Source organism: Amycolatopsis umgeniensis (assembly GCF_014205155.1).
GTDB lineage: Bacteria > Actinomycetota > Actinomycetes > Mycobacteriales > Pseudonocardiaceae > Amycolatopsis > Amycolatopsis umgeniensis.
Genome location: NZ_JACHMX010000001.1, coordinates 368,769 through 383,951 on the forward strand (window position 1 = coordinate 368,769; position 15,183 = coordinate 383,951).

The window sequence follows — 15,183 nt, forward strand, 5'->3', positions numbered from 1 at the left end:
TTGAAAGGTATACCGTGTACCGAACTCCGTCGAGGGGGTACCCGGAACAACTTCAAGTCCCTGGATGTGTCAGCGCCGACCGCAGAGGATTCAGATGTCCATACAACTCGTCACAGTCGTGGCGCTCGCCCTCGTGTTCCTGATCGCGACCGTGCTCCCCGTCCACATGGGAGCGCTGGCGTTCGTCGCCGCTTTCGTGATCGGCACGGCGTTCGTCGGGGAGAGCACCGACGACATCGTCTCGGGCTTTCCCGGCGATCTCTTCGTCATCCTGGTCGGGGTGACGTTGCTGTTCGCGATAGCCAAAGGCAACGGCACCGTCGACCGGCTGGTGCATCTGGTGGTGCGCGCCGTCGGCGGTCGGATCGCCCTGATCCCCTGGGTGATGTTCGTGGTCACCGCGACCTTGACCGCCGTCGGCGCGGTGGTGCCTGCCGCGGTGGCGATCATCGCCCCGATCGGCATGGGCTTCGCCCGCCGTTACTCGATCAACCCGATGCTGATGGGCCTGCTGATCATCAACGGCGCCAGCGCGGGCGGCTTCTCCCCCATCAGTATCTTCGGCAGCATCGTCAACGGCGTCGTCGCCCGAGACAACCTGCCGAGCAACCCCGGTCTGCTGTTCGTGTCTTCCTTCGTCTTCAACCTGTTGCTGTGCGTCGTGGTGTTCTTCCTCTTCGGCGGCCGCGAACTGATCCGCCGGTCTTCGGCCGCCAAGGCCGAGGTCGTCGCCCAGCCCGCGGCGGCGCTCGCGCTCAGCGGTGCTTCGGCCGGTGCGGCCACGACCACCGGACCGGAGACCCCGGCGGCGCCGCCCTCCAGCGACGAGACAGATGAGCCGGAGGAACGCCTTCCGCTCACTCGCGACCACGTGTTCACCCTGATCGGGCTGGCGGCGCTCGCCGTCGGCGCGCTGGTGTTCAAACTCGACGTCGGATTCACCGCGCTGACGGTGGCGACAGTGCTGTCACTGGTCTCGCCGGGCTCGGCGAAGGCGGCCGTCAGCGAGGTGGCGTGGCCGACGGTGCTGTTGATCTGCGGGATCGTCACGTTCGTCTCGCTGATGGAACGGGTCGGGACGATTGACTGGCTGGGCAACCTGGTGACACAGATCGGTTCACCCCTGCTGGCCGCGATCCTGATCTGCGCCATCGGCGCGGTGGTTTCGGCGTTCGCGTCGACGACAGGGATCCTCGGCGCGCTCATCCCGCTCGCGGTGCCGTTCCTGCTGGCGGGCGAGGTCGGCGCGGTCAGCATGATCATCGCGCTGGCGATCTCGTCCTCGGTCGTCGACTCGTCACCGTTCTCGACCAGCGGCGCCCTCGTCGTGGCCAACGCGCCCGCCGGCCAGAACGACAAGACGTTCCGGGGCTTGATGATCTGGGGCTTCAGCATGTGCGCGATCGCGCCCATCACGACCTGGCTGCTGTTCATCCTGCCCGGCTGGGGCTGAGTTCGATCCACATCGGACGGTCCACGTGGACCGTCCGATGTGGACTCTAGCGGGACCGGCGTTCGGCCAGCCAGCGCTCGGATTCGGGGCTGTCGCCGTCGAGCTGGTCGACCACCTCGTCGAGGAAGCTGCCGTGCCCGTGGGCGGCCAGCGCCTTCAACACCGCCTCGGGGTCGCCGTCCTCGATGACGGCGAGCAGTTCACGATGCCTCTCGACGTTCTGCATCAACGATTCGCCGCCACGGCGGGCACTGCGGTTGAGCGCCATGCACAGCTGCATCTGCAGGGAAAGAGCGCGATACGCCTCGGTGACGCGCTCATGCCCGGCCAGCGCGACGATCGACTGATGGAAGTCGTACTTGCGTTGCGTGAAGACACCCTCGTCACCGTCGAGGCCGGCCTGCTCGAAGGCGGCCAAGGCGTTCCGGCAGGCCTGCAGCCGTTCCGGCGATCGGACCGGGATGCCGATCCGGACGGCGAAGGCTTCGAGCTCCTCGCGCAGGGTGATGATTTCGTACACGTCGTGCCGGGTCAGGGGGCGGACGATGACACCGCGCCGCGGATGGGGCACCACGAGCCCCTCGAAAGCCAAGACCTGCAACGCTTCGCGCAGCGGCGGACGGGAAACCCCCGAGCTGTTCGGTGAGCTTGGCCTCGACCAATCGCGTACCGGGCGGGAGTTCGCCGGAGAGGATCATCGCGCGCAGCGCTTGGGTGGCCAGTTCGGCCATGCTCGGCGGGGCGACGATCCGCCCGTCGTCGAATCGCACCGCACCAGTCGAAACCGTGGACATAGAGACTCCCTCCCTGTCCGTATACAGTATATCAATCCCTTTCCCTCTGCGTGAGCGGTACGTCACTTTTCGCGCGCTTGGACTTTTCGTCTAAGCCTTATACAGTCAGTCTGGTGAGCAACGAGCATCCTTATCCCCCGGCCTTTCGCAGCGGCGACCTGGTCTCCGTGTCCGGACGGCTCGGCGTGGACGAGACCGGCGCGCTGGTGCCCGGCGGATTCGACGCCGAATGCCCGCAGGCCTTCGCCAACCTCGACGCCGCGCTGTGTTCGGTGGGCGCGACCCGGGCCGACGTGGTTAAGGTCGTCGTCTACCTGATCGACATCGTCGACCGCGACGGCCTCAACCGCGTCTACGAAGAGTTCTTCGCCGAGCCCCGGCCTGCCCGCACCTGCGTCGGCGTCGCGTCGCTGCCCTACGGCGGCACCGTCGAAGTCGAGGCCCTCGCCCGAGTACGCGATGTCTGAGCAGGACGCGATCCTCGACGCGCTCGCCCCGGTCGCCGACGGCATCGCGGCGACACTCGGCTCGTTCTGCGAGGTCGTCGTGCACGACTTCCGCCGTCCGGAGAAGTCGGTGGTGGCGATCGCCGGATCGGTCACCGATCGCAGCGTCGGCGGATCCATGAGCGAGATCGGCATGGGCCTGCTCGCCCGCGGTGACGACGCGGAAGACCAGCTGAACTACGTCACCCGGACGGCGTCCGGGAAGCTGGTGAAGTCTTCGACCATGCTGCTGCGCGACGGCGGCGGTTCGGTGTTCGGCGCGCTGTGCGTGAACCTCGACGTCACCGCGCTGGGCCAGCTGCGGACGCTGGTCGGCGAACTCGCCGACGTCGGCACCGCCACCGAAACGCCGACCACCACCTTCGGCGACGACGTCGACGCCGTGGTGGACGCGATCGTCGACGAGCACCAGCTACGACTGAACAAACCCTGGGCCGCGCTCAGCCGCGAAGAACGTCTCGACCTGTTCCGCAGCCTGCACGCGCGCGGCGTCTTCGCCGTACGGCGGGCCGTCCCGCAGGTCGCGGCGCGGATCGGTATCTCGCGTGCGTCCGCTTACAACTATCTCTCCGAAATCCGTGATCAAGGAGCATCATGACCGCCCCCGTGACCATCGACGACATCCGTGACGCCGCCGCCCGTCTGGCCGGTGTCGCGCACCGGACCCCGGTCGTGCGTTCCCGCACCCTCGACGACCTCGTCGGCGCCGAGGTCTTCATCAAATGCGAGAACCTCCAGCGCGTCGGGGCCTTCAAGTTCCGTGGCGCGTACAACGCCGCCTCGCGGCTCTCGCCGGAACAGCTGGCCAAGGGCATCGCCGCCTACTCCTCGGGCAACCACGCCCAGGCCGTCGCGCTCGCCGCGCGGGAACTCGGGAGCAGCGCTGTCATCCTGATCCCGGAGGACACCCCGCAGTCCAAAAAGGACGCCACCGTGGGCTACGGCGCCGAGATCGTCACCTATGACCGGTACACCGGTGACCGCGTCGCGATCGGCGAGGCGCTGGCGGCCGAACGCGGCCTGGCGCTCATCCCGCCGTACGAGCACCCGCACGTGATCGCCGGACAGGGCACGGCGGCGCTCGAACTGCTGGAGGAGACCGATTCCCTGGACACCCTGGTCGTCCCCGTCGGGGGCGGTGGCCTGATCGCGGGCAGCTCGACCGCCGCGAAGGCCGTCCGGCCCGGCATCCGGGTCGTCGGCGTGGAACCCGCCGAGGGCGACGACACCAAACGCTCGCTGGAAGCGGGCGAACGCGTCTCGATCCCGGTCCCCCGGACGATCGCCGACGGTCAGGCCGCCTCGATTCCCGGCGAGCTGACGTTCTCGATCAACCGGGAGCTCGTCGACGACATCGCGCTGGTCACCGACGATCAGGTCCGGGACGCGATGCGGTTCGCGTTCGAGCGGCTGAAGCTCGTCATGGAGCCGAGCGGGGCGACCGGTCTCGCCGCGCTGCTCAGCGGTCAAGCGCCCGTTTCGGGTCGGGTCGGGGTGATCATCAGCGGCGGGAACGTCAGCCCGGAACGCTTCGCCGAACTGATCGCGCGCTGAAACTCTCGTGAGTGGGCACGGTGGCGGTGTCGCGAAAGCCACTTTCGGGACGTCTGGTGTCCCGAAAGTGGCTTTCGCGACACCCGAAGTGGGCACCGACACGAGATCGGTCAGAGGCCGAGGCCGCCGGCCAGCACCGGCCAGGAGTTACGCAACGCCCGTTGCCAGTAAGGCCAGCTGTGGGTGCCTTCGCCGTAGTAGTCGACGGTCACCGGGATCCCGCTGGACTTCAACCGATCCGTGAAGCTCACGGAAGAGGTCAGCGCCGCCGGTTCGAAGAAGTCGGACTGCCCCGGCGGGTCGAGCGGGCCGGTCTTCCCGTTCCCGCACGAGACGTAGAGCGCCGTGCCGCGCAGGTCGTCGACGTGATCGAAGGGGTTGTTCGCCGTCCACAGCGGCCGCATCCCCCAGCTGTCACCCCAGAGGTTGAGGTAGTTGAAGATCCCCGCGCGGGCCAGGATCCCTTGGATGAACAGCGGCGCTCCCTGGTTCAACGTGTTCGGCACTCCGCTGTAGGACGCCGCCGCGGCGAACATTCCCTTGTGCTTGAACGAGTACGCGAGTGCGCCGTATCCGCCGATCGACAGCCCGGCGATCGCCCGGCGCGTGCCCGCCCGGTAACCGCGTTCGACGATCTGCCGTACTTCCAGGGTGTGGAAGGTGTCCCAGTCCGGAGTGCTCTTGAGCCCGAAGTTCCACCACTTCGTGTACATCCCGGCTGGTCCGCCGGTCGGCATGACGACGAGGGCGTCCTTGTCCGCGGTGAACGCCTTGGCGTCGGTGAACTGGTCCCACGACCGGTAGTCGACCGGTTCGCAGCAGCCGTGCAGCAGGTACAGCGTGGGCCAGGTCCGCGTGGGTTGCGCGGCCCAGCCGGTCGGGACGAACAGGCGGACCATGCCGGTGGTGCCGAGCGCGGGCGAGTCGATCTTGAGGTCGACAGTGCGCGCGTCCAGCCAGGTCTCCTCGACCACCTTCGCGCCGTTGTCGGCGGCAACCCGCGTGGGAGCCGCGCTCGCGGGGATCGAGCTCCCCAGCAAGGCCACCATGGACAACACCAGCAGCCCCCACCGCCATGTTCGGTTCATCGCTTCTCCTTGCTCACAAAGGGATGTTTCCGTGCTTCTTGGCCGGGAGGGTCTGCCGCTTGGTCCGCAGCAAGCGCAGCGCCCTCGCCACCTGCAGGCGGGTCTGCGACGGCGCGATGACCTGGTCGACATAGCCGCGTTCCGCGGCGAGGTACGGGTTCGAATGCCGTTTGCGGTACGCCTCGGTGAGCCGTCCCCGTTCGGCGGACCGTTGTTCCGGCGGCAGCGCGGCCAGCTCGCGCCGGTGCAGCACCCGCACCGCGCCCTCCGCGCCCATCACCGCGATCTCCGCGGTCGGCCACGCCAGGTTGACGTCCGCGCCGAGATGCTTCGACCCCATCACCGCGTAGCCGCCGCCGTAGGCCTTGCGGATCACCACGGTCACCTTCGGCACGGTCGCCTCCGCGTAGGCGTAGATCAGCTTCGCGCCGCGGCGGATGATCCCGTGCCGTTCCTGTTCCGCGCCGGGCAGGTAACCGGGGACGTCGGCGAGGGTCAGGATCGGGATGTTGAAGGCGTCGCAGAACCGCACGAACCGCGCGGCCTTCTCCGAGGCGTCGATGTCGATCACCCCCGCCTGATGCCGCGGCTGGTTGGCCACGACGCCGACCGTGCGGCCCTGCACCCGGCCGAACGCGCAGATCATGTTGGGCGCGAAGGCGCTGTGCACCTCGGTGAACTCGCCGTCGTCGACGAGGCGGCGGATCACTTCGGCCATGTCGTAGGCCTGGTTCAGCGAATCGGGAACCAGCCTGTCGAGTTCGAGATCGGCGGCGGTGAGGTCGGCGGCGGTCTCGTCGGCGTAGGCCGGGACGGGGTCCAGGTTGTTGGACGGCAGGTAGCCGAGGAGGGTCTGCACCCAGTCGACGGCGTCCTGTTCGTCGACGGCCCGATGATGGGCGTTGCCGGAGATCTCGCTGTTCACCGCGGCGCCGCCGAGCTGCTGGGCGGTGACCCGCTCGCCGCTGACGGCGTGCACGACGTCCGGTCCGGTGACGAACATGTGCGCGGTCTCGTCGACCATCACCGTGAAGTCCGTGATCGCCGGCGAGTAGACCGCGCCGCCCGCGCAGGGGCCCATGATCAGCGAGATCTGCGGGATGACCCCGGAGGCCAGCGCGTTGCGCCTGCCGAGTTCGGCGTAGTAGGCCAGCGAGACGACGCCTTCCTGGATCCGGGCGCCGCCGGAATCGTTGATCCCGACCACCGGGCAGCCCAGCGTCATCGCCAGGTCCATCACCTTGAGGACCTTCTCGCCGAAGACCTCGCCCATACTGCCGCCGAATACGGTGAAGTCCTGCGAGAACACACAGATCTGCCTGCCGTCGACGGTGCCGTGCCCGGTCACCACGCCGTCGCCGTAGGGCCGGTTGGCGTCCATCCCGAACTCGGTGCACCGATGCCGCGCGAACTGGTCGAGCTCGACGAAGGAACCCGGGTCCAGCAACAGGTCGAGGCGTTCGCGCGCGGTCAGCTTGCCCTTGGCGTGCTGCCGGTCGACGGCTCGCTTCTCGGCGATCCGGACGGCTTCCTCCTGGCGGGCGGCGAGATCGGCGATCCGGAACGCCGTCGTCGGAGCGAACGGGACGTCGGTCATGGCCGCGCCGCCCTCGGTGCCGTGAGCCGGGCCGCGAGCGCCGCGGCGACCACCTCGACATGCGGCGGGTCGATCATCGACAGATGGTCGCCCGGGACCCGCACGACCTCGAGGTCGGCGCAGAAGGCGTCCCAGCCGAGAGCGTCGTCGGTGCGCAGGTAGCGCGGGTCGAGGGTGGTGGTCAGCGGATGCGGCTCCTGCGCGCGCATCAGCAGTACCGGCCCGGCATACGGTTCCGGCTCGTAGCGTTCGGCCACCCGCGCGTCCACATAGGACTCGTACTGGTGGCGCAGCACTCCCTGCCCCATTCCGGGCACCCGCGCGGCCAGCCTGTCGATCACCAGCCGGATCTGGTCGTCGTCGCCGAGCTCGACGAGTTCCCCGCGCGGGATGTCCAGCGGGACGCCGTAGGTCTGCTCGACGTGCTCGGCGAACCGGTCGAAGCGCTCCAGCAGGATCTCGTGCGCCGGTTTCCCCGGGGCGGGCAACGGCAGGATGCTGTCGATCATGAACACGACGTCGACCCGTTCCCCGGCCGCGGTCAGCCGCCGCGCCGTCTCGTAGGCCAGGCAACCGCCGAACGACCAGCCGCCCAGCCGGTACGGGCCCTGTGGCTGGATTTCGCGGATCAGCTCGAGGTAGCACTCGGCCTTGCCCTCGACGGTGTCCTCTTCGTCGATCCGTTCGAGCCCGTAGACGGGCCTGCCCTCCGGCAGCAGCCGGACTAGCCCGTCGTAGACGCTCGTCGGCCCGCCGGCCGGATGGAACAGGAACACCGGATCCGTGCCGCCTTCGCGCAGCGGCCGGACAGGGCAGCCTCCGCGTCCCTCGATGCGGTCTCGCAGCAGGTCGGCCATCGCGGCGATCGTCGGCGTGGCGAAGAGCCGATCGGGGACCGCTCCGAGCTGCCCGGCGAACGCCGCACGCAGCCTCTCGGCCGCGTCGGCGTCGCCGCCCGCGTCGAAGAAGTCTTCGTGGACACCGGGTTCCGTGCCGCCCAGCTCAGCCTGCCAATGCCGGGCGACCCAGCGTTCGGCCGGATCGCGGGGACCGACAGTCACAACCGGCCCAGCCTGCCGTCGGGATCCGCCGAACCCGGCCTCTTCGGCGAGATGGTCGGCGAGTTCGGCGAGGCTGGCCCCGCGCAACAGCAGCGGAATCGGCAGCGGCAGGCCGAAATCGCGTTCCACGACACCTCTGGCACGCATGGCGGTGAGGGAGTCCAGGCCGAGCTGGGTGAGCGAGACGTTCCTGTCGATCTCGCCCGCGGCGAGGCCGAGCATGCCCGCGACGAGCCCGGCCAGGTAGTCGGCCAGCATCTCGCGGGCCGCTTCCGGCAGGACCGCCCGCAACGCGTCCAGTCCATCCCAAGTGGACGGTCCGGCCGCCGGTTCCTCCCCCGGTACCAGTATTTCGAAGAACGGCCGCCCGGCCAGACGCGGGAACAGGGCCAGTACGGTCCCGGCGTCGACCCTGGCGATCCCGGTCGCCCCGCGATCGCGTGCCAGCACGGCGTCCATCGCGGACAGGGCCTCCTCCGTGCCGAGCGGTTCGAGCACCGGGTTACGGCTGCCGACGGCCGCTCCGGCTTCACCCCAGGCTCCCCAGCCGATGGACGCCGCGGGCAGTCCGGCGGCCCGTCGCCACTCGACGAGCGCGTCGACCCAGGCGTTCGCGGTGGCGTACGCGGTCTGCCCCGGCGACCCGAACAACGCGGCCGCCGACGAATACGTCAGCCACCAGTCGAGTTCGTGTCCGGCGGTCGCCTCGTGCAACCGCCACGCTCCCAGCGCTTTCGCCCGCCAGACGGCTTCCACGGCGTCGGCTTCGACGGCGATGGCGGCGCCATCGGACAGCACCCCGGCCGCGTGCAGCACACCGCGCAACGGCAAACCGCCTTCCGTCGCCGCCGCGACCAACGCCTCGGCCGTCCCCGGTTCGGCGATGTCGCCCGCGACGACGCGGACGTCAGCGCCCAGTTCACGCAGGTCCGCCAATATCGGTTCGACATCGGCGCTCGCGCCTCGGCGACCGGAGAGGACCAGCCTGCTCGCCCCACGCCCCGCCAGCCATTCCGCCGCGACCAGGCCGAGACCGCCCAGACCACCGGTGATCACGTAAGCACCCTCGCGCACGATCGTTTCGCGGCGGGGTTCGCCGAGTTTCGGGCGGGCCAACTGCCGCGTGTAGCGGACGCCCTCGCGCCAGGCGATCTCGTCGTCCGGCGCGTCCGCGCGGATCTCCGCGACCAGCCTGCCGATCCACAGCCGGGCGGGATCCGGCTCGGCGTCGAAGTCGACCTGGCTCGCCCGCAGTTCGGGATGTTCGAAGGCGAGGACTCGGACCAGGCCGCGCAGCGACGCCTGCCCGGGGTCACCGCGCTCACCGGGTTCGATGGCCGACGCACCCGCGCTGACCAGCCACAACCGCGGAGGGGACGCCACTTCGGCGAGTTCCGCGAGAGCGCCGGAGAGCGTGGCGACCATTCGCGCGGCCCGCATCGGGTCCGGATCGTCCGTGGTGGGGACACACGCGAGCACACCCGTCACGGCGCGGGAGCGCAGGAGTTCCGCCAGCGCGGCGCGGTCTCCGAGCGGGGCCGTCACCAGCTCGTCCCCGGCTTCGGAGAGCTTGTCGCGCAGCGGCGTCGACCAAGGCACGCCGTCGTGCAGCACGAGCCAGCTGCGCGCGCCCGGTTCCGCTGTCGGGAGTTCGGCCTGTCTCCAGACCGTTTCGAACAGCAGGTCCGCCATCGGCACCGGCAGCGCCGACCGCTGGAACCGGCGGCAATAGACCTCACGGAACTCGACCAGCACGACGTCGTCGGCGTCGACGAGCTGAACGCTGCCGACCAGGCCGTCGCCCGCCGGATCGAGCGAATCGAGCACGGCGTCGACCCGGACACCACGGCGTGGGTCACCGGCGAGGACGACCTCACCCAAGGTCAGCGGCAGGAAGACGCCGTCGGCTTCGCGCAGCGCGTCCCCGCCGGCCGCGGCCAGCGCGTGCAGGCAGGCGTCGGCGATCACCGGGTGCAGGACGTACGCCGGATGATCGTCGGGCATGGCGATCGATGCCGAAGCCCGGCCTGGCGCCGCCAAAACCCCGCGCAGCCCGCGGAACGCGGGGCCGTAGCTCTGCCCCATCCCGGCGAGCAGCCGGTAGAGGTCGACCGGCCGGGCGTCGTTCGCGACGGCGCCGAACGGCGTCGGCGTGGTCTCCCCGTCGCGGACGCGAGCGGTGGCGTGCCGGATCCAGCCGCCGTGCGCGGACCGGGTGTAGACGTCCACTTCGGACGGTCCGGAGTCGGTGCTGAGGCTGGTCGTCACTTCGGTGTGCGCGGCGAGCGGGAGCACCCGGTGCAGTTCGAGGCCGCCGACGCGCAGTTGCCCACCGGGCCGCAGGACGGCCTTGGCCGCGGCGAGCGCCAGCTCCAGGAAACCGGCGGCCGGGAACAGCGGGACGCCCATCGCCGCGTGGTCGGCCAGCCACGGCAGCACCGCGGTCCCGACGTCGGCGCGCCACAGGTGCCCGCCGCCGGTCGGCAGTTCGATGTGGACACCCAGCAACGGATGCGCGCCACCGGATCCCGGACGGGCAGCCGCGCGGCGCGGCCAGAACCGCCGGTGCCGCCAGCGCGGGCCGGGCAACGCCACCGGCAGCGGCCGGGGACCACGGGCGTCGAGCACACCGGGCAGTCCGAGCGTGTGGAGCCGGGCGAGGGTGGTCAGGAACGCCTTCCGCTCATCGATCTTCCGGCTCGCCGACGGCAGCGCGAGCGCCCCGGTGCTCTGCTCGATCGCGGCCAGCGCCACCGGATGCGGCGAGATCTCGACGAACACGCCGTACCCGTCCGTGGTCGCCGCCGCCAACGCCTGGCTGAACCGCACCGGACGGCGCAGGTTCGCCGCCCAGTACTCGACGTCGAACACCGGTGTCCGCTGGGGATCTTCGAGGACGCTGCTGTAGCAAGGGATTTCAGCCGGTCGCGGTGACAGTCCGCCGAGATCGGCACGGAGCCTGTCGAGCACGGCGTCGACGGCTTCCGAATGCCCGGCACCCCCGACCGGCAGCCGCCTCGCCAGCCTGCCGAGGCTCTCGACGTGCGAGACCAGCGCCTCGACCTGCTCCGCGCCGCCACTGACGGTGCATTGGACCGGCGAGGCGTAGACGGCGACGGTGATCCCGGGGAAGTCCGCTTCCAGCTCGGCCAGTTCGGCAGGCGAAAGTTCGACCACGGCCATCGCGCCGTCGCCGGTCGCGTCGACCTCCGCGAGCAGCCGGGCGCGCGTGGTCATCACGCGCAAACCGTCGGCGACGTCCAGGGCCCCCGCGACGACGGCGGCCGCGACCTCGCCCATCGAATGCCCGAGCACCGCGGCCGGGACGACGCCGTGCGCGCGCCAAAGCCCCGCGAGGGCGAGCTGCATGCCGAACAACGCGAGTTGCGTCGCGCCGAGGTCCGGGAGGTCGAGCTCGCCGGAAAGCACCTCGCGCAGGGAGAAGCCGGCTCCGGCCTCGAAGATCGGATCGAGCGCCTCGACCTCGGCGCGGAAGGCGGGTTCGGTGCGCAGCAGCCGACGGCCCATCCCCGGCCACTGAGAGCCATAGCCGGAGAAGACGAACACGACATCGGAGACAGGCTCTGTCTCGACGGCGGTCATTTCCCGTAACGCGGTGACAGCCTGGCCGCGGTCCTCGGCGACCACCGCGCCGCGTACCGGCAGATGATCCCGGCTCCGCGCCAGGGTCGCGGCGACGACGTCCAGCGGCACCGAGCCGTGTTCCTCGAGCCAGTCCGCCAGATCGGTGGCCCGTGCCCGGAGAACTTCGGGCGAGCGGGCGGACAACGCGAGCACCTGGGGGCCCTCGGCTTCCGCCTCGCGCACGGGGAACGACGCGGCAGGCCACTCTTCGAGGACGACATGGGCGTTGGTGCCACCGAAGCCGAACGCGGAGATCCCGGCGCGCGCGACGCCGGAGTAGCGCGGCCAGTCCGTGCCGGTGTCGACCACACGCAGGCCGAGGCCGTCGAAATCGATATGCGGGCTGGGTTCGCGATGGTGCGGGGTCGGGGGCAGCCGCCGGTGGACCATCGCGAGGACGACCTTGATCAGCCCGGCGATCCCCGCCGCGCCTTCGAGATGACCGAGGTTGCCCTTCACCGAGCCGATCAGCAGCGGGCGGGCGGATTCGCGTCCGGTGCCGAGAACCTCGCCGAGCGCGACGGCCTCGATCGGGTCCCCCAGCGCGGTACCGGTCCCGTGCGCCTCGACGTAGTCCACGGAGGACGGATCGACGCCCGCCGCGGAATAGGCGTCACGCAACAGCGAGGCCTGTGCGCCGGGGCTGGGCGCGACGAGGCCGTTGGACCGGCCGTCGGAGTTCACCGCGCTGCCGCGGATCACCGCGAGCACCCGGTCCCCCGCGCGACGGGCGGCCTTCAGCGGTTTCAGCACGACCACTCCGCAGCCCTCGCCGCGGGCGATGCCGTCGGCCGCGGCGTCGAACGGTTTGCAGTGACCGTCGGGCGCGAGTACACCGGCACGCTGGAAGGTCGCGGTGACGGCGGGTGAAAGCAGCAGGTTGACCCCGGCGACGAGTGCCGTCCCGCATTCGCCCTGACGCAGGCTCCGCACCGCTTGATGCACGGCCACCAGCGAAGACGAGCAAGCGGTGTCGAGCGTGAGACTGGGCCCGCGCAGGTCGAACAGGTACGAAAGCCGGTTGGCGGCGATACTCGTCGCGGCTCCGGTGGCGGACCAGACATCGACGGCGGCGGCGTCGGTCATCGTCAGGTGGCCGTACTCCCCCGCCGAGAGCCCGACGAAGACGCCCGTCCGGCTTCCCCGCAGGCTCGACGGCGGGATTCCCGCGTGCTCCAGCGCCGCCCAAGTGACCTCGAGCAACATCCGCTGCTGGGGATCCATCGCTTCGGCCTCACCCGGGACGATGCCGAAGAAGTCGGCGTCGAAACCGGCGATGTCGTCGAGGAATCCACCTCTGCCGGGCAGCCAGTCGAGGCTCTCGCCGAACGCTTCCCAGCGGTCTTCCGGAATGTCGCGGATGCCGTCGCGTCCAGCGTCCAGGAAGCGCCAATACCTCTCAGGGGACTCGGCTCCGCCAGGAAGACGGCAGCCGACGCCGACGATCGCGATCGGTTCCTCCTCCCGGCCCTCCGCACTCACGACGGCATCGTGCTCCATTGTGGACAGACCCTCGGCGAGGGCGGCGATCGTCGGGTACTGCCACACCAGGGTCGGCGCGAGTGGACGGCCGAGGTACCGGCCCAGGTCCGCGGCCAGCTCCATCGACTCCCGTGAGGAAAGCCCGCTCTCGTGAAGAGGACTGTCCGGATCGATCCGGTCCGCGGGCAACCCCGTCCGCTCCGACACCCGCGCGATGAGCCAGGCGCGGATCCGGGCGGTCATCCGAGCCGCCGTGCGGTGAGCGCACCGTCCAGATAGGACTTACGGCACAGCACCCGGCTGATCTTGCCGCTGGAGGTGCGCGGCACTTCACCCGGCGGGAGGAAGACGACGTCTCGCGGCCGCAGCCCGTGCGCGGCCGAGACGGCTCGCCGGATCTCCGCCGTCGCCACGTCGATGTCGGCGTCGGTCGCCTTGGCCCGCTCCAGCACCACGACCGCCGCTTCGCCGTCTTCGTCCTCGACCGCGAAGGCCGCGGCGGAATGCGGCCGGACCGCGGGATGCGTCTCCACGGTCTGTTCGATGTCCTGTGGGTAGTGGTTGCGTCCGTCGACGATGACGAGGTCCTTCAGCCTGCCGGTCATGAACAGCTCACCGTCGTGGCGCACGCCCAGGTCCCCGGTCGCCAGCCAGCCCGCACCGGATTCCGGATCGATCGGCGGCAGGCCGAAGACGGCGGCGGACGCGGCGGGCCGTCCCCAGTAGCCGACGCCGATATTCGGGCCGTTGACCTGGATCTCGCCCACCCGGCCCGGTTCGACGAGCGCGCCCGTGACCGGATCGGCGATACGGATCCGCTGGCCGGCCGGAAGTCCGCAGGAGACGAGCGTGGTGGACCCCGTGCCGGGCGCGGCGGGCGTCGCGACCCCGGCGGCGAGCCGGTCGCGATCGAAGGTGACCTCTCGCGGCGCCTTGCCCGCCTCCGTGACCGAGACGAGCACGGTCGCTTCGGCGAGCCCGTAGGAGGAACGGTGCACCTCGGGGCGCAGTCCGCACTCCTCGAAAGCATCGTGGAACTTCGCGATCGTCGAGGGCAGCACCGGCTCGCTTCCGTTGATCAGCGAGACGACCCGGCTCAGCTCGAGATAGCTCTTCTCGTCTTCGCTCACACGGGAAGCGCTGTAGGCGTACGCGAAGTTGGGTGCCGCGCTGATCGCTCCGGGGCTGGCCGAGAGGGCGCGCAGCCATCGTGACGGGCGTTCGAGGAACGCGAGCGGATCCATCAGGACCGAGGCCGCGCCCGCGGCCATCGGCGCGCCGATGCCGAGGATCAGCCCCATGTCGTGGAAGAGCGGCAGCCAGCTGACGGTGGACGTCGTGCCGGTCTCGATCGCGTAGGCGTCACAGGCCTGGCGGGCGTTGGTGAGCGCGTTGCGGTGGGTCAGCATCACCCCCGCCGGGGTCCGCGTCGAACCGGACGTGTACTGCAGGTACGCCAGTCCGTCCGATTCCGGTCGCGGCCAGGAACGTTCACCGGCCGCGACCGGAGCTGGGGTGTCGACGGCGAGCACCGCTGGGCGCTCGATGTCCGTCGAGGCGAGGAAGTCCGAGACACCGTCGATTCCGTCGGCGGTGGTGAGCACGATCCGCGGCGCGCAGTCGGCGAGGACGGCGGCCAGCCTGCCGCCGTGCCCGGGAAGGTCGGGGGCGAACAACGGGACCGCGACCAGCCCGGCCCGGATCGCGCCGAGGAAGGCGACGACATAGTCGGCGGACTGCCGCGCCAGGATCGCCGCCCGCTCTCCCGGGGTGGCGAATTCGGCCAGCCGCGTGGCGAGGACCTCGACCCGGTCGTCGAGTTCGCGCCAGGACAGGCTGATCGCCCGCCCGTCCGAACCGGCACGATGGTCGAGGTAGGTCACGGCGATCTCGTCGCCGAGCCGCCGCGCCCAGTACTCCAGCAGCGTCGCGAACGACTCCCCGCCGGGTGTGTCGTCCCGTCCGTGGACGGCGACGATCGTTTCCGAAATGGTTTCCATAGC

At 70.3% G+C, this 15,183-nt stretch carries 9 protein-coding genes; 4 read left to right on the plus strand and 5 right to left on the minus strand.

Annotated elements, in window-relative coordinates:
• Window positions 1-94: 94 nt before the first annotated feature.
• Window positions 95-1,453 (plus strand): SLC13 family permease, encoded by a 1,359-nt coding sequence (locus tag HDA45_RS01590; RefSeq protein ID WP_184891521.1) that lies wholly within the window; start codon window positions 95-97, stop codon window positions 1,451-1,453.
• A gap of 46 nt (window positions 1,454-1,499) precedes the next feature.
• On the opposite strand, the gene HDA45_RS01595 is transcribed toward HDA45_RS01590, so the two are convergent.
• Window positions 1,500-2,045, minus strand: a complete 546-nt coding sequence (locus HDA45_RS01595) for a GntR family transcriptional regulator (RefSeq protein ID WP_246480583.1) — start codon at window positions 2,043-2,045, stop codon at window positions 1,500-1,502.
• 315 nt (window positions 2,046-2,360) lie between these two features.
• On the opposite strand from HDA45_RS01595, the gene HDA45_RS01600 reads away from it, so the two are divergent.
• The 3 genes from HDA45_RS01600 to HDA45_RS01610 are packed head-to-tail and all read left to right on the plus strand — an operon-like array spanning window position 2,361 to window position 4,307.
• Window positions 2,361-2,714, plus strand: coding sequence for a Rid family hydrolase (locus tag HDA45_RS01600; RefSeq protein ID WP_184891522.1), 354 nt, complete (start codon window positions 2,361-2,363; stop codon window positions 2,712-2,714).
• Window positions 2,707-3,351: a helix-turn-helix transcriptional regulator gene (locus HDA45_RS01605; protein WP_184891523.1), complete on the plus strand. Its 645-nt coding sequence runs from the start codon at window positions 2,707-2,709 to the stop codon at window positions 3,349-3,351. The genes HDA45_RS01600 and HDA45_RS01605 overlap by 8 nt, the downstream gene beginning before the upstream one ends.
• Complete coding sequence (locus HDA45_RS01610; protein WP_184891524.1) at window positions 3,348-4,307, plus strand: pyridoxal-phosphate dependent enzyme; 960 nt, start codon at window positions 3,348-3,350, stop codon at window positions 4,305-4,307. The genes HDA45_RS01605 and HDA45_RS01610 overlap by 4 nt, the downstream gene beginning before the upstream one ends.
• A 110-nt stretch (window positions 4,308-4,417) precedes the next feature.
• On the opposite strand, the gene HDA45_RS01615 is transcribed toward HDA45_RS01610, so the two are convergent.
• From HDA45_RS01615 to HDA45_RS01630, 4 genes are read right to left on the minus strand one after another with little or no spacing between them, the layout of a single operon-like run.
• On the minus strand, window positions 4,418-5,395 hold the full coding sequence (locus HDA45_RS01615) for an alpha/beta hydrolase (RefSeq protein ID WP_184891525.1): 978 nt from the start codon (window positions 5,393-5,395) through the stop codon (window positions 4,418-4,420).
• Between the two features lie 13 nt (window positions 5,396-5,408).
• Window positions 5,409-6,992, minus strand: a complete 1,584-nt coding sequence (locus tag HDA45_RS01620; RefSeq protein ID WP_184891526.1) for an acyl-CoA carboxylase subunit beta — start codon at window positions 6,990-6,992, stop codon at window positions 5,409-5,411.
• Complete coding sequence (locus tag HDA45_RS01625; protein ID WP_184891527.1) at window positions 6,989-13,423, minus strand: type I polyketide synthase; 6,435 nt, start codon at window positions 13,421-13,423, stop codon at window positions 6,989-6,991. The genes HDA45_RS01620 and HDA45_RS01625 overlap by 4 nt, the downstream gene beginning before the upstream one ends.
• Entirely contained in the window at window positions 13,420-15,180 is a 1,761-nt protein-coding gene (locus HDA45_RS01630) for a fatty acyl-AMP ligase (RefSeq protein ID WP_184891528.1), read from the minus strand. Before HDA45_RS01630 ends, HDA45_RS01625 begins: the two co-directional genes overlap by 4 nt.
• Window positions 15,181-15,183: the final 3 nt, after the last annotated feature.

Bases quoted from the DNA above. Each gene is read 5' to 3' on its own strand.
- HDA45_RS01605 (WP_184891523.1), top strand. From the start codon at position 2,707: ATGTCTGAGCAGGACGCGATCCTCGACGCGCTCGCCCCGGTCGCCGAC.
- HDA45_RS01620 (WP_184891526.1), bottom strand. From the start codon at position 6,992: ATGACCGACGTCCCGTTCGCTCCGACGACGGCGTTCCGGATCGCCGAT.
- HDA45_RS01630 (WP_184891528.1), bottom strand. From the start codon at position 15,180: ATGGAAACCATTTCGGAAACGATCGTCGCCGTCCACGGACGGGACGAC.
- HDA45_RS01610 (WP_184891524.1), top strand. From the start codon at position 3,348: ATGACCGCCCCCGTGACCATCGACGACATCCGTGACGCCGCCGCCCGT.
- HDA45_RS01615 (WP_184891525.1), bottom strand. From the start codon at position 5,395: ATGAACCGAACATGGCGGTGGGGGCTGCTGGTGTTGTCCATGGTGGCC.
- HDA45_RS01625 (WP_184891527.1), bottom strand. From the start codon at position 13,423: ATGACCGCCCGGATCCGCGCCTGGCTCATCGCGCGGGTGTCGGAGCGG.
- HDA45_RS01590 (WP_184891521.1), top strand. From the start codon at position 95: ATGTCCATACAACTCGTCACAGTCGTGGCGCTCGCCCTCGTGTTCCTG.